General features: G+C 71.3%; 17 protein-coding genes and 1 pseudogene. 9 read left to right on the top strand and 9 right to left on the bottom strand.

The window, feature by feature from the left end:
• Positions 1–10 precede the first annotated feature (10 nt).
• The 6 genes and pseudogenes from ACZ46W_RS24105 to ACZ46W_RS24080 all read right to left on the bottom strand — a co-directional run.
• Entirely contained in the window at positions 11–1,369 is a 1,359-nt protein-coding gene (locus tag ACZ46W_RS24105; protein WP_468341002.1) for an MFS transporter, read from the bottom strand.
• 306 nt (positions 1,370–1,675) lie between these two features.
• Entirely contained in the window at positions 1,676–2,347 is a 672-nt protein-coding gene (locus tag ACZ46W_RS24100) for a histidine phosphatase family protein (RefSeq protein WP_468340999.1), read from the bottom strand.
• A gap of 10 nt (positions 2,348–2,357) precedes the next feature.
• Positions 2,358–4,058 (bottom strand): GMC family oxidoreductase, encoded by a 1,701-nt coding sequence (locus ACZ46W_RS24095; protein ID WP_468340997.1) that lies wholly within the window; start codon positions 4,056–4,058, stop codon positions 2,358–2,360.
• A 14-nt stretch (positions 4,059–4,072) separates the two neighbouring features.
• Positions 4,073–4,471, bottom strand: coding sequence for a sugar dehydrogenase complex small subunit (locus tag ACZ46W_RS24090; RefSeq protein ID WP_468340994.1), 399 nt, complete (start codon positions 4,469–4,471; stop codon positions 4,073–4,075).
• 17 nt (positions 4,472–4,488) lie between these two features.
• On the bottom strand, positions 4,489–5,355 hold the full coding sequence (locus ACZ46W_RS24085) for a nuclease (protein ID WP_468340991.1): 867 nt from the start codon (positions 5,353–5,355) through the stop codon (positions 4,489–4,491).
• Positions 5,356–5,807: 452 nt separating this feature from the next.
• Positions 5,808–5,981, bottom strand: a pseudogene (locus ACZ46W_RS24080) (BlaI/MecI/CopY family transcriptional regulator); the annotation flags it as partial.
• 179 nt (positions 5,982–6,160) lie between these two features.
• On the opposite strand from ACZ46W_RS24080, the gene ACZ46W_RS24075 reads away from it, so the two are divergent.
• Complete coding sequence (locus ACZ46W_RS24075) at positions 6,161–7,576, top strand: MFS transporter (RefSeq protein WP_468340988.1); 1,416 nt, start codon at positions 6,161–6,163, stop codon at positions 7,574–7,576.
• Positions 7,577–8,106: 530 nt separating this feature from the next.
• The gene (locus ACZ46W_RS24070) at positions 8,107–8,604 is read left to right on the top strand and encodes a protease inhibitor I42 family protein (RefSeq protein WP_468340985.1); all 498 of its coding nucleotides are present in this window, start codon (positions 8,107–8,109) and stop codon (positions 8,602–8,604) included.
• A gap of 57 nt (positions 8,605–8,661) precedes the next feature.
• Here the strand turns inward: ACZ46W_RS24070 and ACZ46W_RS24065 are convergent, their stop codons facing one another.
• Complete coding sequence (locus ACZ46W_RS24065; RefSeq protein ID WP_468340982.1) at positions 8,662–9,033, bottom strand: hypothetical protein; 372 nt, start codon at positions 9,031–9,033, stop codon at positions 8,662–8,664.
• 8 nt (positions 9,034–9,041) lie between these two features.
• Positions 9,042–12,422 (bottom strand): ALF repeat-containing protein, encoded by a 3,381-nt coding sequence (locus ACZ46W_RS24060; protein WP_468340979.1) that lies wholly within the window; start codon positions 12,420–12,422, stop codon positions 9,042–9,044.
• A 379-nt stretch (positions 12,423–12,801) separates the two neighbouring features.
• On the opposite strand from ACZ46W_RS24060, the gene ACZ46W_RS24055 reads away from it, so the two are divergent.
• The 3 genes from ACZ46W_RS24055 to ACZ46W_RS24045 all read left to right on the top strand — a co-directional run bounded on the left by ACZ46W_RS24055 (position 12,802) and on the right by ACZ46W_RS24045 (position 16,532).
• Positions 12,802–13,317 carry a hypothetical protein gene (locus ACZ46W_RS24055; protein ID WP_468340976.1) on the top strand — a complete coding sequence of 172 codons (516 nt, stop codon included), beginning with the start codon at positions 12,802–12,804 and terminating at the stop codon, positions 13,315–13,317.
• A gap of 64 nt (positions 13,318–13,381) precedes the next feature.
• Positions 13,382–15,580 (top strand): trypsin-like serine protease, encoded by a 2,199-nt coding sequence (locus tag ACZ46W_RS24050; RefSeq protein ID WP_468340973.1) that lies wholly within the window; start codon positions 13,382–13,384, stop codon positions 15,578–15,580.
• 94 nt (positions 15,581–15,674) lie between these two features.
• Positions 15,675–16,532 (top strand): fructosamine kinase family protein, encoded by an 858-nt coding sequence (locus tag ACZ46W_RS24045; RefSeq protein WP_468340970.1) that lies wholly within the window; start codon positions 15,675–15,677, stop codon positions 16,530–16,532.
• Positions 16,533–16,556: 24 nt separating this feature from the next.
• Here ACZ46W_RS24045 and ACZ46W_RS24040 read toward each other — a convergent pair whose 3' ends face one another.
• Positions 16,557–17,066, bottom strand: a complete 510-nt coding sequence (locus ACZ46W_RS24040; protein ID WP_468340967.1) for a hypothetical protein — start codon at positions 17,064–17,066, stop codon at positions 16,557–16,559.
• Positions 17,067–17,130: 64 nt separating this feature from the next.
• Here ACZ46W_RS24040 and ACZ46W_RS24035 point away from each other — a divergent pair, with 64 nt between their 5' ends.
• From ACZ46W_RS24035 to ACZ46W_RS24020, 4 genes are all read left to right on the top strand, one after another.
• On the top strand, positions 17,131–18,234 hold the full coding sequence (locus ACZ46W_RS24035; protein WP_468340964.1) for an AI-2E family transporter: 1,104 nt from the start codon (positions 17,131–17,133) through the stop codon (positions 18,232–18,234).
• Positions 18,235–18,359: 125 nt separating this feature from the next.
• The gene (locus tag ACZ46W_RS24030) at positions 18,360–20,180 is read left to right on the top strand and encodes an ABC transporter ATP-binding protein (RefSeq protein ID WP_468340961.1); all 1,821 of its coding nucleotides are present in this window, start codon (positions 18,360–18,362) and stop codon (positions 20,178–20,180) included.
• A 57-nt stretch (positions 20,181–20,237) separates the two neighbouring features.
• A complete protein-coding gene (locus ACZ46W_RS24025) occupies positions 20,238–20,795 on the top strand; it encodes a DinB family protein (protein ID WP_468340958.1) in 558 nt (185 codons plus the stop codon).
• Positions 20,796–20,981: 186 nt separating this feature from the next.
• On the top strand, positions 20,982–22,346 hold the full coding sequence (locus tag ACZ46W_RS24020; RefSeq protein ID WP_468340955.1) for a DEAD/DEAH box helicase: 1,365 nt from the start codon (positions 20,982–20,984) through the stop codon (positions 22,344–22,346).
• Positions 22,347–22,399 lie beyond the last annotated feature (53 nt).

Genomic DNA, 22,399 nt, shown 5'->3' with positions numbered 1-22,399 from the left:
GCTGAGGGGCTCAACGCCCCACCACGGCCCCCTCCCGCTCCTCCGCCACATCGGACAGGTCCCGGTGGCGGGTCTCCCGGGCGCACGCGATCGCGACCACGGTGAGCAGGGCCGCCGCGATGACGTACAGGGCGATCGGCGTCGAGCTGTCGTAATCGGCCAGCAGCGCGGTCGCGATCAGCGGCGCCGGGGCACCGGCCGCCACCGACGAGAACTGCGCGCCGATGGAGGCGCCCGAGTACCTCATCCGGGTCGCGAACATCTCGGAGAAGAACGCCGCCTGCGGCGCGTACATCGCCCCGTGCAGCACCAGCCCGACGGTCACGGCCAGCAGCAGACTGCCGAAACTCCCGCTGTCGATGAGCGCGAAGAAGGGGAACATCCACGCCCCGACGCCCACCGCACCGATCAGATAGACCGGCCGGCGGCCGATACGGTCCGACAGCGCACCCCAGGCGGGGATCACCGCGAAGTGCACGGCGGAGGCGATGAGTACGGCGTTGAGCGCGGTCTGCTTGCTGAGCCCGGCCGACGTCGTCGCGTACACCAGGATGAACGCCGTGATGACGTAGTAGCTGATGTTCTCGGCCATCCGGGCGCCCATCGCGATCAGCACATCGCGCCAGTGGTACCGCACCACGGCGACCAGCGGCATCCTCTCCACCTGGGCCGTCTCCGCCTTCCGCGCCTCCGCCCGGGCCAAGGCGGCCTTGAAGACGGGCGACTCGTCGACGGACAGCCGGATCCACAGGCCGACGATCACCAGAACACCGGACAGCAGGAACGGGATGCGCCACCCCCACGAGGTGAAGGCCGCGTCCGACAGCAGTGCGGTCAGCGCGGACAGCACCCCGGTCGCCAGCAACTGCCCCGCGGGCGCCCCGGTCTGCGGCCACGACGCCCAGAACCCACGCCTCCGCGCGTCCCCGTGCTCCGACACCAACAGCACGGCCCCGCCCCACTCACCCCCGAGCGCAAACCCCTGCACCAACCGCAACACGGTGAGCAGTACGGGAGCGGCCGTTCCGATGGTGGCGTGCGTCGGCAACAACCCGATGGCAAAGGTCGCCCCACCCATCAGCAACAGGCTGAGTACCAGCAACTTCTTCCGCCCGAGCCGGTCCCCGTAATGCCCGAACACCAACGCCCCGAGCGGCCGCGCGGCGAACCCGACGGCGTACGTCAGAAAGGACAGCAGGGTCCCGACGAGCGGATCGGAGTCGGGAAAGAACAGCCGATTGAAGACGAGCGCGGCAGCCGACCCATAGAGGAAGAAGTCGTACCACTCGATGGTGGTCCCGATGAGGCTCGCTGCGACGATGCGCTTGAGGCTGGCGGGGGCTGGTGGAGCGGTCGCGGGGGAGGACATGGGCACCACTTCCTGGCGGCTGGCGGGGGACGATTGCGTGTCGCCATACCGTAGGAACGCGCAGGTCAGGGGCGTATGTGTTGGGACACCATAGTTGTGGGGTCGGGTGTGCGCGAGGCCACCATGGAGGCGGTGCCGGGGCTCTGTGACGGCTTCGGACCGAGGTCGCGATCGGGACTGTCCGAGTTGCACCGATGGAGCGCGATTTGGAGGTGGCGTGCTGACTCCGGTGCTGGTTTGGTGGGTGCCGCGCAACATGCCGGTGCGTCGCGGACGGGGTGCGGCGGTACACCGCGTGTGGTTCGTCTATCGATCGCTGCGAGGACGGTCGAGGGCGTCGAGGTGAGCGGTGTCGTTGAGGACGGCAAGGACCCAGTACTGGTTGCCGTAGTCGTCCTGGTGGTGCTCGAAGCGGGTCAGGCCGGCGTGATCCGTGCCGAGGTGTGTGTGCGCACTCGTCCAGGTGGGGACGTGGAGGAGCTGGTGGTAGGCGGCGTGGACAGTCTCGCCGTGGGCGGCGAGCAGCACATGGTGGCCTTCGTGGTGTTCGAGGAGGGCGGCCAGGTGGTCGGCTGCTCGGGTGAGGTAGCCGTTCCAGGTCTCCGAGCCGGGCGCGTAGGGCCGGTCGGGATGGGTGTGCGGGGCGCCTTGGAAGGCGTTCTCCACTTCCTGCCACAGCTTTCCGTCGGCTTGGCCGGGGTGAGGACCGTCGAGTCCAGGGTCGGTGAGGAGCGGCAGGCCGAGTGCTGAGGCGAGGATCTGGCCGCTTTCCCGGAGGCGCGGCCTGGGTCCGGCGTACAGGGCGTCGACGGCGGGGCCGGTGCGTTGCTGGGCGGCGAGGCGGGTGGCCAGCAGCTCGACCTGGTGGCGTCCGTGGCCGGTGAGCCCGGTGCAGGTCTTGGGGCCGCCGACGCGGCCGTCGACGTTGCACCGGGCTTGTCCGTGGCGGGCGATGGTCAGCCGTGTGGTGATGGTCATGGTGACTGTGTCATGGCAGCGTGGCGGCGAGCTTGTCGGCGGTACGGAGGGTCAGTGCGGCAAGGGTGAGGGTGGGGTTGGCGGTGCTGCCGGTGGGGAAGACCGAGGGCCCGACGACCCACAGGTTGGAGTGGGCGTGGGAAAGGCCGTCCGGGTTGACCACGGACGTCGTCCGGTCGGTTCCCATACGGGTGGTGCCCATGGGGTGGCCGGCTCCGTTGTACTTCAGCGTCGGCTGCAGCGGTTCGACTTCTTCCGCCCCGGCTGTGTCCTCCAGGTGCTGCCAGATCCGGCGGGCCACGGAGTGGCCGTAGGCGAGGGCCCGCTTGGAGTATTCGTCGATACGGAAGGCGATCTTGGGCCGGGGGATGTCGAGGCCGTCCCTCTCGTCCGAGAGGGTGACTCGGTTGGCGGGGTCGGGGAGCTGTTCGGTGGAGAAGCCGATGCGCAGCATGCGGGTGACCCGCTCGGCGAGCTTGTGCTGCAGGTCTGTGCCGTAGTGCTTGAGCTTCTTGGCTGATGGATCCCACATCAGCTTGTCGACCGCCGTGCCGGGAGATTCGAAGCGGCCCCATCCGTCGTTGCCGATCGTCATGCGGAACGCGCCGGTGGTGCGCCGCCATGGCCCGTCGCGGAAGGTCTCGATACTGAGAGTCGACTGGGGGCCTCGGTAGGGGAAGACGGGCTGTCCGAACAGTCCGACGACCTCCTCGGCAAGATGGTCCATCAGATTGCGGCCGACCTGGTCGCTGCGGTTGTCCAGGCCGGAGATCAGCCACAGCTTGGGCGTCTCGATCGCGTTCACGGCCAGCACGACGTGCGTGCCGTTCACCTGTTCCTCGGCTCGTTCACTGGTGGTCCAGTCGCGAAAGACCACTGTGGGCGAGGCGTTGCCGGGTCGCGGGACGAGGCGGGTGACGGTGCAGCCGCTACGGACGTGGACGTCGAGTTCGTCGCGGGCGCGGCGGACGTGGACGGAGGCGTCGTACTTCGCGCCGGACGGGCAGACGGGAATGCAGCTGGAGTTGCCCTGGCAGGCGCTGCGCCCCTGATACTCCTCCGAGTTGCGGGCCTGGGGGGTGGTGAGCACGGTGACGGGAGTGCCGTCGATCGGCTTGATGCCGGCCAGGGCGGCGCGTACGAGTTCATCGCCGTAGCTGGCGGCGATGCCCGGCATCGGATAGTCCGTGCTGCGCGGGGTGAGCGTCTCCCACTCGTCGCGGTTCCCCGCTACGCCGAGTTCGACTTCGGCCTGGGCGTAGTACGGCTCAAGGTCGTCGTATGTGAGCGGCCAGTCCACCGCGATGTTGTATCGGGACCTGAGCTCGAAGTCGCTGGGCAGGAACCGGGGGGTGTTGCCGCGCCAGGCCCAGGTGCTGCCGCCGACCATGCGCTGGAAGCCGCTCTTGAACAGATCGGGGCCGTTTTGCAGGTAGTAGCGGTTCATGGCGACCGGGTCGCTGGTGCCGTCGGAGGAGGGTGCGTAGCCGAGCTTGTTGTTGGGCAGCGAGGCGTACGGGGAGGGGACGTTCTTGCTCGGGGAAACCTGGTAGGCGTCGACGAACGCCTGACGCTGGTCGTCGTCGACGTCGTTGTCGCCGGCGTCCAGGAGCAGGACGCGCGCCTGCGGCTTGGCTGCCTTGATCCGGCAGGCGCACAGCGCGCCGGCCACGCCGGCCCCGATGATGACGACGTCGTAGGTGGTGTCCATCAGGTCTCCTTGCCTCAGGGGTGCTGGGTCCAGTAGCCGTAGCCGCCCGGAACCGGGGCTGCGGAGATGGGGTGGGCGCTGATCACCTTCCAGACCAGCCCGGCGCGGTAGCGCGCTGGGGTGTCCGGTGCGTCCTGCGTGTTGTCCGGGCTGGTGAACTGCGCGGTGTACCAGATGGCGAGCGTCTCCCGGGCGACCCTTGCGAGCGTCGGGTCGGCGTTGACGGCGGCGAAGAGAGCCGCGCCGGGGTCCGGCTGGCCGGAGGCTGTGCGGTAGGCGTCGATGAGGCGGTCCAGGTCTGCGGGGAAGTGGCGGGACAGCCGCTCCCGGTGCGCGTCGGCCGTCGCGGGGTCCAGCGGAAATTCGCCGGTGAGTAGTTCGGACAGGGCACGGAAATCTGCGGCGTGGGTCATGGCGGGGTGCCTTCTGCTCAGTTCTCTTCGAAGACGAGGTCTTCGGAGGGGTGGGTCATTCGCACCTTGCTGTTGATGACTTCGACCACCGCGTCGAGGCCGGTGGTCGGCTGGCCGGTGGACAGGATCCAGAACTTGTCCTGGGCCTGGTCCAGGAATGCGGGGAAGCCGCTCAGGTCCGGGTCGCCGAGATTGAGGTAGTCCACCAGCCGCCGGAACAGCTTCGGCAGGATCACCACGTCGTTGGTGAGCGAGGACATGCCGGTGATGGTCGCCCCGTCGAGGGTGACGTCGTCGGGCCACAGACCCTTGGCGGGCGTGGTGGCTTGCGCCTGGTGGACCGCGGCCGTCAGTTCGGTGCGCAGGTCGGCGAACAAGTTGCGGTAGTAGGTGGGGTAGGCCAGGCCGGCCGCCAGGAGATGGTGGTTGACGGTGGTCTTCAGCAGCGCGGCGTCGACGAAGATCTCCGTCCCACTCGTGCCCGGGGGCGTGCCCCGGCCGGCCAGGGCGATGCAGCGATGATCCTTACCCGCACCACGGGTGAGGATCCAGCCGGGCACGGTGGCGGGGGTGGCAGCGGTGACCTTCTCGTTCGCGTCCCGCGTCACGCTGGTGAAGCCGAGCCAGCTCAGCAGCTCCTTCTGCGCGGCGTGAGCGTGGGCCAGCGGCTGGTGGACCTCCGGGCCGGTTCGGGAGTAGTGCGTCTCCAGCGCGTCGATGGCGTCCAGCCGCAGCCTGGCCCTACCGGATGTGTTGTGTTCGACCTTGTGGATCCCGCCGACCAGCTTCCACTCGGACGGATCGTCAGGGGTGAAATTGACGGTGTCCCCGTCCGGACGGGCTCCGATGATGTGGTACGAGCCCTTGATCAACAGCATGGGCATGGCGAGGTGACTTCCTTGGGCAGGGGTGCGAACACCGAGAGGACATCACTTACCGTCACCCTACGGGCATCTCGTTGTACGGAGGGTGAACCACGCTGATCCCGTTGCTGGACCACCCGGACGTCGAATCCACCCTCACCGCTCAGCGCGAGCACCACGCTGCCGCCCGTCTTGAACAGCTCGACACCTCCGGGACCGGCCCGGCAGGCCGGCCCCGGGGCTCTATGCGGCGCTAGGAGTCGCGGCCGTAGTCGGCCCAGGCGTCAGTTCGCGAGCCGTACGTTCCAGAGCCCGCCCGAGGGTGCCCGGAATGCTCGCGGACGGCATGCCGTCGCCTCGGTAGCTGCCCAGACGGCCGTCCCCGGACAGCCCGACGCACCACCGCGGTCGAGGTGCCGTGTGCGCGCGGCGGGGCGGGGGCGATGGCGGAGCTGGTCGCGGCCGTCGAACAGGCCCTGCTTGCGCTGGGTGACGACGTTCCCCAGGGCCAAGGCAAGAAGTACCACCGTGCTGTACGCGTCGGGCCGGCCCTCATTGATGTCGTCCACGACCTCGCGGACCTCGGGCCGGTTCCATGTCTACAGACGGTCCATGATCTCCGCTTCGAGATCGCCAAGTCGGCGCATGGCCCCGTCTTCCTTCCGCCGCAGAGTACGGCGCCCATGGTGAGCCGCCGTCGTTGGCGCCCCGAGGTGGCGACCCTTCGCGCGGCTCATCGCCCTTCCGTAATACCCCTCGGAGGTATATTGTCTCACTCGCCAGAATACCCCCTGGGGGTATCAGTCTCTCGTGAAGGAGTAGAGCGATGTCAACCGTTAATCCACGGCGCTGGTGGGCGCTTCTCGTGCTCGCCGCCGCCCAGTTCATGGTGATCATGGACACGTCCATCATCGGTGTGGCGCTTCCCGAGATGCAGCGCGACCTGGGCTTCTCGCAGGGTGACCTGCAGTGGGTGTTCAACGCATACGTCATCGCCTTCGGCGGTCTGCTGCTGCTCGGCGGACGCCTGTCGGACCTGCTCGGCGCCCGGCGGATCTTCGTCTCCGGCTGGGTCGTGCTGACGGCCGGCTCGGTGGTGGCCGCGGCGGCGACGAGTGCCTGGGTCGAGATCGTGGGCCGCGCGGTACAGGGTGTGGGCGGCGCGCTCATCGCGCCCGCGTCGATGACGCTGCTGATGATGCTCTTCGGGCACAACCCGAAGGAGCTCGGCAAGGCCCTGGCCCTGTACGGGGCGGCGGCACCGGCCGGTGGCACCGCCGGTGTCTTCCTCGGTGGCGTGTTCACCGAGTGGGCGAGCTGGCCGTGGGTCTTCATCATCTACGTCCCGATCGGCATCGCCACCCTGCTGGCCACCGGCCTGCTCCCCTCGGTCGCGGGACGGCGAGGCTCGGTGGACATTCTCGGCGCGGTGTCCGTGACCGGCGGTCTGGCGCTGGCCGTCTTCGCCGTCGTGCGGGCGCCCGAGGTCGGCTGGGGTGCGAACCAGACCGTGTGGGAACTCGTCGGTGCGGCAGCCCTGTTGACCCTCTTCTTCCTCGTCCAGCGCTCCGTCAAGGCCCCGCTCATGCCGCTCGGCGTCTGGCGCACCCCGGGCCTCGGGATCTCGAACCTGGCGATGACACTGCTGGGTGCCGCATGGATCCCCATGTGGTACTTCCTCAACCTCTACCTCCAGCAGGTACTGGGGTACGGGGCGTTCGCCAGCGGCGCGGCTCTTCTGCCGATGACCGGGCTGCTGATGATCTTCATGACGCTCATCACCGCTCGGCTGCTGGGCCGCTTCGGTGCCAAGCCGCTGATCGCGGGCGGTCTGCTGGTCCTGGCCGTGGGCCTGGTGTGGCTGGCGGCCGTCGAGCCGACCGGCACCTTCGTGATCGACGTACTGCCCGCCTCTCTGGTCGCCGCGACCGGCATGTCCCTGGCCTACATCCCGGCGATGATGTCCGCGATCTCCGGTGTCCCGCAGGAACAGGCCGGTCTCGCCTCCGGCATCGTCAACACCACCTACCAGGTGGGCTCCGCCCTCGGTCTGGCCGCGCTCACCGCACTCGCCACCTCACAGGGTGCGGGCAGGCTCGGCGACCTGCCGGCGCTGACCGACGGCTTCAGGGCCGCCTTCCTGGGCGCCGCAGCGGTCGCCGCGGCCGGTGGCCTGCTCACCGGACTGCTGATGCGCGGCGGCAAGTCGACGGCGCCGGCTCCGGTCGAGGAGGCGGCATGACGGCGTCATGTTTGCCCGCAACACGTGGGTCTTCACCAGGCGCTGGAAGCGGTGAGGAGCAGCCACCACGCTGGACTGGTTCGCTTGGAATCCGGTCCTCGACAGAAGCCCGTGAGCGTGATCAGCACCGCGGTTGTCATTGCAGACGGCCGGCGCAGTCGCCCGTGCCTTTGCTGACCGGCGCTCCGGTCGTGTAGTTCCGTGAAGGCTCCTCCTCCCCGTGACCGGGCCCCTCGCCATGCGCCGGGCCCCTCGCCATGCGCCGGGCTCCTCCGTGCAGGGCGATGGACGGAACAGCGGGGCTGCCGTCAACTCCCGTCAGGTGAGGTCTCGGGCCTCCCAACCGGGCGGCAGCTTGGGCAGTCCGATCAGCGCGGCGCTGGTCGCCGACCCCACGAGCCGGCCGGGTGCTCCACGGCCGGTGACTGAGCCATGGTCAGCGGCCATGGCCCACCGGCCACGCGGCCGTGGTCGCGGACGCAGACGTGGTCGCGGACCGGGGCGGCGGTCGTGCTAGATTCCCGGCCGACATGATCAAACGCGTTATACCGCCCTCGAAGACGGCCCGCTCGCTGCTCGTCGGCGCCTTGGGCGCCCTCGCTCTCGGCCTCGTCCTCGCCGTCGCCGGGTTCTTCGGCCCCACCGAGTACGGCACGGCCGAGCGCCGCATCACCGTGGCGGCCGGCGAGGAGTTCACCCTGAAGGTCCCGGCCCGGCCCTACATGGGCGAGCACTGGTACCTGGCCGACCCGGAGCCGGACGACGGGGTGCTCGACTACAAGGGCACCCACGAAGAGATCGAGGGCACCGACGAGGACATCGCCGGCGGCGGGGACGGCACGGCGTACTTCGACTTCACCGCCCGCGCCAAGGGCACGACGACGGTGACGCTGCTGCACTGCCCGTTTGCCCGCTGCGGCAGCTTCGCCCAGGCAAGGGCCAGCGCCGCACCCGTACCCACGGCCGGCGCGACGGAAAAGCCCGGCGATGAGCCGGCGTTCTTCCGCTACGAGATCACCGTGCGCTGACGGTCCCCTCGGCCGGCCGGGGGGCGGCGCCGCTGCCGCGGCGCCGCCCCCCGTACGTCAGAGGATGGCGACGCAGAGCACGACGGCGACGAAGGCCACGAGGAAGACCGCGATCTGCTTGCCCGTCATCTCTTCCATCGGACGCCCCGAGCGCCGCAGAGCGAGCTGGCGCCGCAAGTACCCGGCGAAGACCAGCCGCAGCACCGCCAGGGGCAAGGTGCCCAGGGTGAAGAGCTGCAACGCTTGCCGCGCCCCGTCGCCGGACCCGCGCGAGGCCGTGTAGAACCCGGTGACGAGCACGACGGACGCCGCCGCGATCAGCTTGCCCCTGGTCTTCGGGGCCAGGGACGCGACCGCCGCCGCCAGGGCGAGGCCCGAGACGATCGCGGCGATCCACCAGTGGGTGAGCGTGAAGTGGGCGGTGAGCATGGGCCTCCCTACCAGTCGAAGATGTCGCCGAGGGTGTCCGCCACGTCGCCGGCGGCACCGGCCACGGCGCCCGCGACCTCGGAGATCTTGGCGCCGACGTAACCGCCCACCTCGTCCAGGTAACCGAGCTGCTCCAGGATCTTGCCCTTGCCGAAGAAGATGCCACCGAGCAGGAACCCGGCGAGGTCCTCGTTGAACTTGGGGCTGGGAACGCCCCAGCCCAAGCCGGCCATGACCACCTGCACGCCGCTGAGACCCCAGGACACCAGGCCCACGGCGCCGGCGACGGCCAGCAGAGGCGGGCACCAGAACGAGGCGATGGCGAGCCCCGCGGAGGCCACACCGGTGACCGTGGACCAGTTGCCAAGGGAGGCATTCCAGTCCTTGGCGCTCGTGATGTCCGAGGGGAACAGCCAGTACTCGGTGTTGCCGTCCTCCTGTACTTCCTGGTCGACCGGGGTCTTGCCCTCGGTCTTGTAGGCCACCGCCTCCATCGCGATCGTCTGCGCCTTCGCCTCGGCCTCGGCCCGGCGCTTGTCGGCAGCGATCTTCTTGGCCGCGCTGGCGGCGGCCGCGGCCTCCGTCATGCTCTTGCCGGCCGCGATGGCGTCGGCCTGCGCCTTGGTGGCGGAGGCCTGCGCGTCGTACGCGTACGACACGGCCTCCTTCGCGGACGTCAGGGCCTGGCGCATCGAGTAGTTGGCGGTGATGGCCGCGGTCCGCGCGACCTTCGCGGCGCTCTTCGCGGCCGCGGCGGACTCGGCGGCCTTCTGCGCGGAGGCGTCGGCGGCGTCCGCGTTGTTCTTCGCCTCCTCGGACGAGGCCAGGGCGTCCTTGTAGTAGCCGTCAGCCTTGTTCGACCAGTAGGTCGCGTCGTCCGCGGCGGCGCGGGCCTCGGCCGCGGCCTTGGACGCACGGGCGGCGTCCTCCAGCGCCTTCAGCGCGATCTTCGACGCGTGAGCGATGGACGCGCGGATCGCCGCCACGTGGGTGGCGTGGTCGTGGTCGATGCGAGCGGCGTGGAACTGGCCGGAGGCGACGAAGCTGCGCCGCATCTTGGCCGAGCCCTCAAGGGCGATCTTCGCCGCCGCCTGTACGTACGGGCCGCCGGTGTTCAGCAGACGCAGCACCGCGACGTTGTCGTCCTCCTTGAGCGCCTCGGCGAGTTCGAGGGCGAGGAAGCGGTGCATGGCGACCGCGCCGCCGTTGTCGAGCGCCGCCTGGGCCTTGGTCCTGACGGCGGTGCCCGGGTTCTCGTTGAGGAGCTTGAAGATCCTGAGGCGGTACTCCTCGGCCCCCGCCGCGATGGCGCCGCTGGAGAGGAACGTGGTCGGTGCGTCCTCGTCGGTGCTGGCGAGAGCGGCGTGGGCGGCCTTGGCCACGTCAGCCGTGGACATCCGGGCCACGGCCAGGACGGTCTCGCGGTCGTCGATGCGCTGGGCGAGGCCGCGGTCGGCGTCGATCCAGTTGATGACGTCCTCGTCGTTGCCCGCCAGGGCGAATTCGGCGGCCTCGCGGGTCCACGTACCGGTGGCGGTGAGGAGTTTGGCGGCCGCCTTGCGGCCGTCCGCCACGGCTTTCGCGATGTCGCCGGAACCGAGCGCGGTCTCGGCGGCGGCTATCAGGTCCTTGATCTCCGATGACGTCTTGTCCGCCTCGGTGCGCTCCCGGTCGGCGCGGGCGGCTTCGCCCGTCTCGGCCTTCGCCTTCTCCCGGGCCAGGATGATGCCGAGTTCGACCTCCTCGTTGAGCCGGGCGGTCTCCGCGTCACGGGCCGCCTGTTCCACCGCCTTGGCCTCCGTGACCGCGTCGTAGGCCTTGTTCGCGGCGGCCACCGCGGCGTCGGCGTACGCGGTGGAGCGTGTGGCGTACTCGATCGCCTTGCCCGCGTTGATGTACGCGTCCTCGGCCGCGGTCGCGGCCTTCTCGGCGTGCTCGGCCGCGCTGTTGGCGGCGTCGCGGGCGAGCGCGGCGGCGTCGGCCGCGCGGTTGGCCAGGGTCTGGGCGGTGTTCGCCGCCTTCGTGGCGCGGGCCGCCGCGGCGTCGGCCTCGGCGGCGGCCGCCTGGGCCGCGGCCGCCTGGGACTGGGCGACGCCCGCCGAAGCGGCCGCGTCCGCCGAGGCGCCGGCGGCAGCGGCGGCGTTCTGGGCGGCGGACGCCGCGGAAGCACCCGCGGACGCGGCCGACCTGGAGGCGACCGAGGCCTGGTCGGCGGCCGCGGCCGCGGTGCGCGCCTTGGCGGCGGCCTCCTTCGCGCCCTGGGCGGCGAGGTTCGCGGCCTCGGCGTGCTTGGCGTCCTTGGACGCGGCGATCGCGGCGTGGTAGGCGCGGGCCGCGGCGTTGCCGGCCGTGGCGGCGGCAGCGGCGGCGGCCTGGGCGGCGTAGGCCGCACGGGAGGCGGCGTTCTGGGCCGTACGGGAGGCGGCGATCGCCCGGTTGGCGGCGGAGGACGCGCCCTGCGCGGCGGACGCGGCGGCGTTCGCGGCCTTCGCCGACTTGGCCACGTCGTTCTGGGCCGCGCGGGCCTCCTCCGCCGCCTTCAGGGCCGCGGCCTTGGCCTTTTCGGCGGCATCCTTGGCCATGACGGAGGCGGCGACGGCCTGCTCCGTCTTGAGCCCCGCGATCTTGCCCTCGCGCTCCACGATCGCGACCAACTGGTCGATGGTCGCGGCCTCTTGGTCCCGGGCGCGGGCGATGTGCTGGCCGGAGGCGAGGAACGTACGGATCGCCTCGGGTGAGCCGTCGTTCAGGGCGCGCTCCGCGTACACCCTCACCTGGGGCGAGGCGGTGCTGAGGATCCTGAAGACCGCGACGCGGTCGTCCTCCTCCTGCGCGATGAACCGGCCTTCCGTGAGGAAGGCCTTGAGCGCGGCGGGGGTGTCCGTGGTCAGCGCCTCACGGGCCTCGCGCTGCACGCCCTTGCCGCTGTTGTTGAGGACGGTGAACACCGCTTGGCGCAGGTCCTCGTGATGGTCGGCGGCGTAGCCACCGGCCAGGTAGGCGCTGATCGCGTCATCACCCGCGCCGAGCGCCGTGTTGGCCGATGCGCGGACGGCCTTGCCCGCGTACGGGAGACCCGAGATCAGCGCGAAACGGTTGTCCTCCGCGCGGGCGAGGGGCAGTTCCCTGGTCAGGAAGTCGGTCAGGGCGGCCGGGGTGCCGGTGAGCGCGGCCAGCGCGGCCTGACGGACCGCCTTGCCGCCGGTCTTGAACGCCAGGACCGCCTTGCCGCGATCGGTGTCGGGCAGGTTCGGCGGAGGGCTCTCGGCCGGCAGCGTCTCGGCCCAGGCGGTGGCGCGGTTGAGGACGAGGCTCGAGGTGGCGGCCACGGCCGTGCCGGCCGCGAGCGCGCCGAGAACGCGCCGCCTGCTCCAGAAGATCGTGTTCAAAGCGGTCCCTCGGGGAGAGAAATGGAAATGCGCCCCGTGACCCTAATCAAGTCATGTCGCATTGACCACCTGTGGATTCGCCGCAAAAACAAGCGGAATCCCGGCAAGTTGACCGAATCCGGAGCTATCGCAGCAGTGCTTCATCAAGCCGTGATCTCTTGGATGTGAACTCTTGACGGAATTCACTACAACCCTCTTCGAGTGTGACGCAGGTCACGGGGCGGACTCGGGTACTTCTGCCGTTTGGTCCGTCTTTGGCGTTGGACGCCAAGCGGAACGGGGGTTTTCATATGGGAAATCGCGCCGGGGGGGTGTGGCTTTGATGGTGCGGTTTCCTTAACGTTCCGGAATTCATCCGGAACCGACGACGAGGACAGTGATGAAGGCACGTAGCGCAGTAATGCGCATGGTGGGCGCGGCCGTTGCGGCGAGCGCCCTGGCATGGGTCGCGGTGATGGGGGGTCAGGCGGAGGTATTCCCGCAGGGCGCTTCCGTCGAGGCCGTCGCCGACGCGGCGCCCGGCTACGCGGTCGAGGACTACAACTACCCGCAGGCCGACAAGATCCTTGCCGAGAGGAACATCGTCCTCAAGCGCGGCGACGGCCACATCGTGCTGGCCGACTGCGCGAGCGAGACCGGCCTCATGGAGGTCTGGGCCCGCAGCAAGGACAAGATCTGCTTCAAGGTCACCGGCAAGAGCGGCTGGCTGTCCCTGGAGATCCCCTCCGTCTACGGCATCAAGGGCAGCGCCGGCCAGACGGCCCAGGTCGACATGACCGTCGGCACCGAGGAGAAGTCCTTCGACGTCCAGAAGAACACCTGGACCGCGGTCGGCGAGAGCGCGGACGAGCAGGGGCGCGAGCACATGCTCGTGGAGATACGGACCTCCGCGTAGCGCTCACCGAGCACCTGTCCCCCTGTAGACCGCTCAAGCCAAGGAACCGAAGGACACCACGGTCATGCATCACACCAGACGCCTCCGCCTCACCGCGCTCGGCGCGGCCCTGGCCGCCGGCCCGCTCGCGCTGTGCGCCACGCCCGCCTCGGCCATCACCGGTGGCACCGCCTCCACCGACACCACCTACGCCTACACCGCGCAGATCACCGTCGGCCCGCACGACCGCGGCTGCTCCGCCGCCCTGGTCGACGCCGAGTGGCTGCTCACCGCGGCCAGTTGCTTCGCCGACGACCCGGCCGTGAGCCTCGCCGTACCCGCCGGTGCCCCGAAGGTCAAGACCACCGCCATCATCGGCCGCGCCGACCTGATGGGCACCCAGGGCGCCGAGCGCCGGGTCGTCGAGCTCGTCCCGCGCACCGACCGCGACGTGGTCCTGGCCCGCCTGAACCGCCCCGTCACCAACGTCGCCCCCATCGCGCTCGCCACCACGGCGCCCACCGCGGGCGAGGACCTGACGTTCGCCGGGTACGGCCGCACCAAGACCGAGTGGGCCCCGCTCACCCTGCACACCGGCACCTACACGGTGAACTCCGTCGCCACCACCGACGCCACCGTCACCGGCAAGAACGGCGCGGCCGCCTGCTCCGGCGACGCCGGCGGCCCGGTCGTCCGCGGCACCACCCTCGTCGGCCTCAGCAGCAAGTCGTACCAGGGCGGCTGCTACGGCATCGACGCCACCCAGACCAGCACCGGCGGCACCATCGCCCGCGTCGACGGCCTGGCCTCCTGGGTGAACTCCAAGACCGGCGCCCCCCGCATCACCGACTTCAACGGCGACGCCATCGCGGACGTCGCCATCGCCGACCCCAAGGCCACGGTCGCCGGCGACACCGAGGCCGGTGTCGTCCGGATCGTGTACGGCGGCGGCAAGGGCACCGCCGAGATCAACCAGGACCTCGACTGGGTGGCCGGCGGCGCCGAGCCCGGCGACTGGTTCGGCGAGAGCCTCGACACCGTCGACTACAACGAGGACGGCTACACCGACCTCCTCGTCGGCACCCCCGCCGAGGACGTCGGCGACGCCGTCGACGCGGGCTTCGCCGACGTGCTGTACGGCGCGGCCGGCGGCCTGGGCACGGGCTCCCAGAAGGCCACCCACCTCGAACAGGGCGCCGGCGCGGGCGGCATCGCCGCGTCCGCCTCCGAGGCGGGCGACCGCATGGGCCACGCCGTCGCCGCGGGTCACACCGCGGCCGGCGAGCCGTACCTGGTGATCGGCGTGCCCGGCGAGGCGCTCGGCACCATCAAGAAGGCGGGCAGCGCCTACTACCTGCGCGGCACCACCAACATCTCGGTCCACCAGGACAAGACCGACGTCCCCGGCACCGCCGAGGAGAACGACGGCTACGGCACGTCGATCGCGGCCGACGCGCACCACATCGCCATCGGCGCGCCCAGCGAGAAGATCGGCACCATCGCCGGCGCCGGCGGCGTGGCGCTCTTCTCCCACACGCTGCACGCCGACGGCCACCCCAAGCCGCTGGCCGGCCTGGACCAGGAGCTGGGCACCGTCTCCGGCAGCTCCGAGGCGGGCGACGCGTTCGGCGCCTCCCTCGCGCTGGTCGAGTACCGCCCGTCGGGTGCCGCGTCCGCCACGGACTCCTTCCTGGTCGTCGGTTCGCCGGGTGAGGGCCTCGCCGTGGAGAGCGGTGGCGCCGAGCGGGCCCAGGCGGGCCGCGTCCTGACCTTCAAGGTCACGGGTGCGGGCGCGTTCACCGAGGAGGACGTCCTCTGGCAGGGCACCGCCGACGACACCGTGTCGGGCACCGCCGAGGCCGACGACCGGTTCGGCGAGAAGGTCACGGCGATCAACACCGCACCGCGCGCGGTGAGCACCTCCGGCACCCTGCGGGTCGCGGTCGGCGTGCCCGGTGAGGCCGTCGGTACGGCCACCAAGGCGGGCGCGGTCGAGACCTTCCCGCTGCTCGGCACGGCCGGTGACTCCGAGGTCTGGATCGAGGCGGGCAACTCCGCGGGCCTGCCCGGCAGCCCCGGCGTCAACCAGTACGTGGGCCGCAGCATCCACTTCACCGGCAGCCACCTGTACATCGGCATGCCGTACGGCCCGTCCCTGGGCGCCGTGCACGCGCTGCCCTGGTCCAACGTGAGCGGCGGCACGAAGGCGGCCGTGACCACGTACCAGCCCGGCTCGGGCGGCCTGCCGTCCGTCGGCGCGCGCTTCGGTTACGCGGTCCGCTAGCCGGTACGCGGCCATCAGGCCGTCGCGGCGAACAGCGCCCCCAGCTCCCCCAGGTGAGCCGGGGGCGCTGTGGCGTGCGCCTACCCTGGTGTCCGTGCACATCGGACCCGGGGCCGCGGCGGCGCGCCTCACCGGCCGGGCGGTGGTCGGCGAGCGTCCGCTCTCCGGCGCGCTCACCCACGTCACCCTCGACAACGGCCACGCGGTGGTGGTCAAACGCGGCGACGACCCCGCCGCCGTGACCGCCGAGGCGGCGGGCCTGCGCTGGCTGGCCGACGCCGGCACCGTCCGCGTCCCGGCCGTGGGCGGCCAGGACCGCCACTGGCTGGTGACCGACCACGTGCCGACCGGACCACCGAGCGCACGGGCGGCCGCACGCCTCGGCCGCGCCCTTGCCGGGCTGCACGCCTCCGGCGCCCCCGCGTTCGGGGCGGCCCCACCGGGCGGCCCCGAGGCGGCGTACATCGGCCGGGCTCCCATGCGCAATGCGCCCGGGGACAGTTGGCCGCACTGGTACGCCGAGCACCGCGTGCTGCCGTACCTGCGCGCCGCCGTCGACGCGGGCACCGTGCGGCCCGCCGAGGCAGCCCTGGTCGAGGCCGTCTGCGCGCGGCTGCCCGACCTGGCGGGCCCCGCCGAACCGCCCGCGCGGCTGCACGGCGATCTGTGGAACGGCAACGTGCTGTGGGGCGCCGACGGGCACGCCTGGCTGATCGACCCCGCCGCGCACGGCGGCCACCGCGAGACAGACCTGGCGATGCTCCGGCTGTTCGGCTGCCCCCGCCTTGAGCAGATCCTGGACGCCTACCGGGAGGCGGCGCCACTGGCCCCCGGCTGGGCCGAACGCGTCGGGCTGCACCAGCTCTTCCCGCTCCTGGTGCACGCGGTGCTGTTCGGCCGCGGCTACGCCGAGCAGGCCCTCGCAATCGCACGGGCGGCAGCGGGCAGTTGACCCCGGTGCGCACCGCGGCAGTGGCTACGACGCGTCAAGGCCCGTACGCAGGTGGAAAACCGCGAGGTTGAGGTCCCGCACGGCGTGCCGGACGGCCTCGGTGTCCTCGCCGTCGTCGATGGCTTCGAGCGCGGCGGCGGCCGCCGTGCGCACCGCGTGCGGCAGCCCGTCGTCCGCGGCGATGCGGTACGCGACGGTCCGCCGCGCCAGCCGCTCGTCGGCGGAGACCCCGCCGCCCGTCAGGGGGAACACGGCGGCCTCGTACGTCGAGATGCCCAGGAGCACGGCTTGCGCCAGCCCCTCGGCGTAGCCATGGCCGTGGGCCTCCTTCGCGGCCCGGTCGAATCCGGCGAAGATCCGCCGGCGGATGAGGAGGGAGCCGGTCAGGACACCGGCGCCGGTCAGGACGCCGGCGATCACCGCGCCGGCCGGCCCGCTCACGAGGAGGCCGCCGAGAGCGGCGAGCACGCCGCCAGCGAGCGTGAGTTCCACGGAGATGAGCAGGTGGACGCGGGCGACGGCACGGGTGTTCATGCCGGGCATTATGCCGACCGGCGGCGATTGCGGAGCGCGACGGACGTACCCATAAGGTGCCCCCATGCCTGCTTCGTTGAGTTCCACGAAAACCGCCGCCGCGCTGCGCACATCGGCACGTGTCTCCGTCGAATTGCTGTTGGTCCTCGTGACGGCATCGGTGGCCCTGTGGCTGCTGGGCCGGATGTGGTCGATCGTCTGGCCTTTGATAGTGGGCTTGTTCCTCACCACACTGACCTGGCCCCTGGCCCGGCTTCTGCGCCGGTGGGGCTGGCCGCCGGCCCTGGCCGCGTCGGTGGTGACCGTGTCGTTCCTGCTCGTGGTCACGGGCATCGTGGCCCTGATCGCGGTTCCGGTGGCCTCCCAGTCCGGCGAGCTGGCCGACGGCGTGGTCGCGGGCATCCAGAGGCTGCGCGAGTGGGCCGCCGGGCCGCCGCTGAACATCGGCGACGACCAGATCACCGGTGCCCTCGACACGGCCGTGGCCCGTATCCAGGACAGCATCGGCAGCATGGTCACCGCGGTGGTCGCGGGAGTGAGCACCGTGGTCAACGGCGTGGTGACCGCCGTCCTGGCGCTCTTCCTGATGTTCTTCTTCCTCAAGGACGGCCCGCGGTTCCTGCCCTGGCTGACCCGTCAGCTCCCCGGCCGGCTGGCCACGGACGTCCCCATCGTGGCCGAGCGCGGTTGGGAGACCCTCGGCGCGTTCGTTCGCTCCCAGGCGTTCGTCGGTCTGCTCGACGCCGTTCTCATCGGCATCGGCCTGTGGATCCTCAAGGTTCCGCTGGTGCTCCCGCTCGCGGTACTGACGTTCGTGTCCGCGTTCGTGCCGATCGTGGGCGCCCTCTTCGCCGGTCTGGTCGCGGTGCTCATCGCCCTGGTCTCCAACGGCCTGACGGACGCGCTGATCGTGCTGGCGATCATCGTGGTGGTGCAGCAGCTCGAAGGCAACGTGTTCCAGCCCATGATCCAGAGCCGTGGGCTCGGCCTGCACGCGGCGGTGGTCCTCCTGGCGGTCGCGTTGGGCGGCAGCCTGGCCGGCATCGTGGGCAGCCTGCTCGCGGTACCGGCGGCCGCGCTGATCGCGGTGGTCTGGAACTACGTGCGCGAGCAGTTGCGGGAACCCGAGGCCGAGGAGTCGCGCTCCGAGGCGGCCGTGCCCTCGTAGCGCCCGGGCCGCCCGCGCCGGTGGTGGCGTATGCCCGCCACCATGGGTGAAAAGGCTTGGACTGTGCGGACGCCCCTGCGGGACACTCCATTTCCTCACCTGCTGGGGCACTGCATAGGGTTGGGATGGGATTGTCGGACTTAGGCAAAGATCTGCCGAGCAAGGGCTCCGTACTCCTCGCGCTCCGTCACTACGGAAGGGAACTGGTCCGGCTCCGCCTGCTGACCGTGCCGGCGATGCTGCTGCCGGCGCTGGGCAACATCGGCATCCAGTACATCGCGCCGCTGGTCGTCGCCAAGCTCGTCGGCCACATCGCCGGCGAGGGCGGCGGCGCCCTCGCCGTGGGGCCGATGCTGCCCTACGTCCTCGGCTTCGCCGGTGTACTGCTGTTGGCGGAGGCGCTGTGGCGCATCGGTCTGCACTGCCTCAACCGCCTTGACGCCCGTGGCATCGAGCACCTGTACGTGGTCGGCATGGACGAGCTGTTCGCCAAGGACGCCGCGTTCTTCCACGACAACTTCGCCGGGTCGCTGACCAAACGCGTCCTCAGCTTCGCCACCCGCTTCGAGCAGTTCGTCGACACGCTGACGTTCTCGGTCATGGGCAGTTTCGTGCCGCTGGCGTTCGCCTCGGTGGTGCTGTGGCAGTACGACCCGATGCTCGTGGTCGGGCTCCTGACGCTGATCGCCCTCACGGCGCTGGTCGTGGCGCCCCTGATCCGCCGCAGGCAGGCGCTCGTCGCCCAGCGCGAGCAGGCGATCGCCCGGGTGTCGGGCCATGTCGCCGACAGCCTGATGAACATGGACACGGTCCGGTCGTTCGCCGCCGAGGAGCGGGAGGCCGCCGAACACCGGTCCCGCGTCGCGGAGTCGCGGCGGCTCACGCTGCGCTCCTGGGACTACGGCAACCTGCGCATCGACACGGTGGTGGCGCCGATGTCCGTGCTGACGAACGTGCTGGGCCTGGTGCTCGCCCTGGCGCTCGGCGCGGGGGAGCAGGGCGTGGAGGCGGTCATCGTCGCCTTCACCTACTACGCGAACGCGACCCGGATCATGTTCGAGTTCAACCAGATCTACCGCCGCCTGGAGAGCTCGATGACGGAGGCGGCGCAGTTCACCGAACTGCTGCTGGAATCGCCGACCGTCGTCGACCCGCCGTCCCCCGAGCCGCTGACGACCAAGTCCGCCGACGTGCGCTTCGAGGGCGTGAGCTTCGGCCACACGGCGGGAAAACCCCTCTTCGAGGGCCTCGATCTGGTGGTGCCCAGCGGGACGAAGGTCGGTCTCGTCGGCCGCTCCGGCGGGGGCAAGACCACGCTCACCCGGTTGCTGCTGCGGATGATGGACATCGAGGCCGGCCGCATCCTCATCGGCGGGCAGGACATCAGCCGACTGCGTCAGGCCGACCTGCGCGGTCTGATCGCCTACGTACCGCAGGATCCGGCGATGTTCCACCGGACCCTGCGGGAGAACATCGCGTTCGCCCGGCCGGACGCCACCGACGCCGAGATCCGCCGCGCGGCGGAGGCGGCGCACGTGACGGAGTTCGCCGACCCGCTCCCCGACGGCTTCGACACGATGGTGGGCGAACGCGGGGTGAAACTGTCGGGCGGCCAGCGCCAACGGGTGGCGCTCGCCCGGGCGATCCTGCGCGACGCCCCGATCCTGCTGCTGGACGAGGCGACCAGCGCGCTGGACTCGGAGAGCGAGATCCTCGTCCAGGACGCGCTGTGGCGACTCATGGACGGACGGACGGCGCTCGTGGTGGCACACCGGCTGAGCACGGTCGCCACCATGGACCGGCTCGTCGTCCTCGACCACGGGCGGATCGTCGAACAGGGAACGCACCAGGAACTGCTCGCCGCCGACGGCTCCTACGCGAAGCTGTGGCAGCACCAGTCGGGCGGTTTCCTCGACGACACCGCCGCCCCGGCCGACCTGCGCTGAACCGCGGCGGCGCCAATTCGGTGGCGGGGCCGGGCCGTTACGGCGACCATGCGACCCATGAGCGACCAACCCGCGCGATGGACCCAGGCGACGGTCCACCCCGACATGTGGGCCGATCCGGCCGACGATCCCCGCGACAACGAGCACACTCCGGAGGGCGAGCTCGCGACGCTGCTGGACTTCCTTGCGAACTACCGCATCACCCTGCGGATGAAGTGCGAGGGCCTGGACGCCGGGCAGTTGGCCCGGCGGTCGGTGCCGCCGTCGACGCTGTCGCTGCTGGGCCTGGTCCGGCACCTGGCCGAGGTGGAACGCGACTGGCGCAACTGGATCACCGAGGGCGACCCGCTGCCGAGGCTGTACGGCGAGAAGGACGCGGACTTCGACGGAGCCGTCGCGGACCCGGCCGTGGTCGACGCCGCGTACGCCGACCTCGAGCGCGAGCAGGCCGCGACCGACGCCGCCCTGGCCGGGCACCCGGACCTGGGGGAGCGGGTGGGGAAGGACCGGATCGCGGTCCGCGAGCTGATGGTGCACCGGATCGAGGAGTACGCCCGGCACTGCGGACAGGCCGACCTGCTGCGGGAGTGCATCGACGGCAGGGTGGGCCAGTGACGGGCCCCGGCGCTTCCTGCTCGTCCCGGGCGCGGCGGCGTGCCGCCCGGGCGGCCGGGGTGAACGGCCGACGCGGGTGGCCGGCTGTCCGCTGGTAAAATCGGGGCACGCTTCGACATCGCCGGGGTCCGTACCGAGGGGTACGGACCCCGGCGCGTTCCGGGCGCCCGATCGAGGAAGGTTCCCATGAACGCGAAGCCGCAGGCCCCCACAGCGCCGCGGACGGTGGCCCCCGGCCTGCCGCCGGCCGAGTCCTTCGACGCCCTCGGGCTGCCGCCGGAGCTGTTGGAGACGATGGCCGGCCTGGGCGTGAACGAACCGTTCCCGATCCAGGCGGCGACCCTGCCCGACGCGCTGGCCGGGCGCGATGTCCTCGGCCGGGCGCGGACCGGCTCCGGCAAGACGCTCGCTTTCGGGCTCGCGCTCCTCGTCAGGACGGCAGGACGGCGAGCGGAGCCGAAGCGGCCGCTCGCACTGGTCCTGGTGCCGACCCGGGAACTCGCGCAGCAGGTGGGCGACGCGCTGACCCCGTACGCGCGGACGCTGAACGTGCGCCTGGCGACGGTGGTCGGCGGGCTGTCGATCAACCGGCAGTCGGCCCTGCTGAAGGCCGGCGCCGATGTGGTCATCGCGACGCCGGGGCGGCTGGCCGACCTGGTGTCGCGCCGGGACTGCCACCTGAACCAGGTGCGGATCACGGTGCTGGACGAGGCGGACCAGATGTGCGACCTGGGGTTCCTGCCGCAGGTCTCGGACATCCTCCGGCAGGTCCGCCCCGAAGGGCAGCGGCTGCTGTTCTCGGCCACGCTCGACGGCGACGTCGACCAGTTGGTACGCGACCACCTGCACGACCCGGTGCTCGCCTCGGTCGACCGGGTGGCGGGCGCGGTCACCACGATGGAACACCACGCGCTGAACATCCACGCCGCCGACAAGTACGCGACCGCGACCGAGATCGCCGCGCGGGACGGCCGAGTGCTGATGTTCCTGGACACCAAGGCGGGCGTGGACCAGTTCACCCGCCACCTGCGGGCCAGTGGCGTTCGGGCCGCCGGCCTGCACAGCGGGAAGTCGCAGCCGCAGCGCACGCACACCCTCGCCACGTTCAAGGACGGGGAGATCACCGTGCTGGTGGCCACCAATGTCGCGGCGCGGGGCATCCACATCGACGCGCTGGACCTCGTCGTCAACGTCGACCCGCCGGCCGACGCCAAGGACTACCTGCACCGGGCCGGGCGCACGGCGCGCGCCGGGGAATCCGGGAAGGTGGTGACCCTGGTCACCCCCAACCAGCGGCGCGATGTGAACCGGATGATGTCCGACGCCGGAATCCGGCCGATCGTCACCCAGGTGCGCTCCGGCGAGGAGAGGCTGACCGCCATCACCGGGGCGAAGCGCCCGCCGGCCGGGGCGAGGACCGGCAGCGGCAACGCGCCCTTCCGCGGCCTCGGCACCCGTCCGGGCCGCCCCGCGAAGGAGTCCCGCAAGGCCGCCGAGGCACGCAAGACGGCGGAGGCCCGCGCGGCGGCCCGGGTGCGCAAGGGCCGCTGATCCCGGCCGGGCCGGGTGCGCACGGGCCGCTGACACCGGCCGGGCCGGGTGCG

Source organism: Streptomyces sp. NPDC031064 (genome assembly GCF_055570965.1).
Note: the sequence above shows the minus strand (reverse complement) of the source record. Positions and strands in the feature narration are given on the sequence as shown.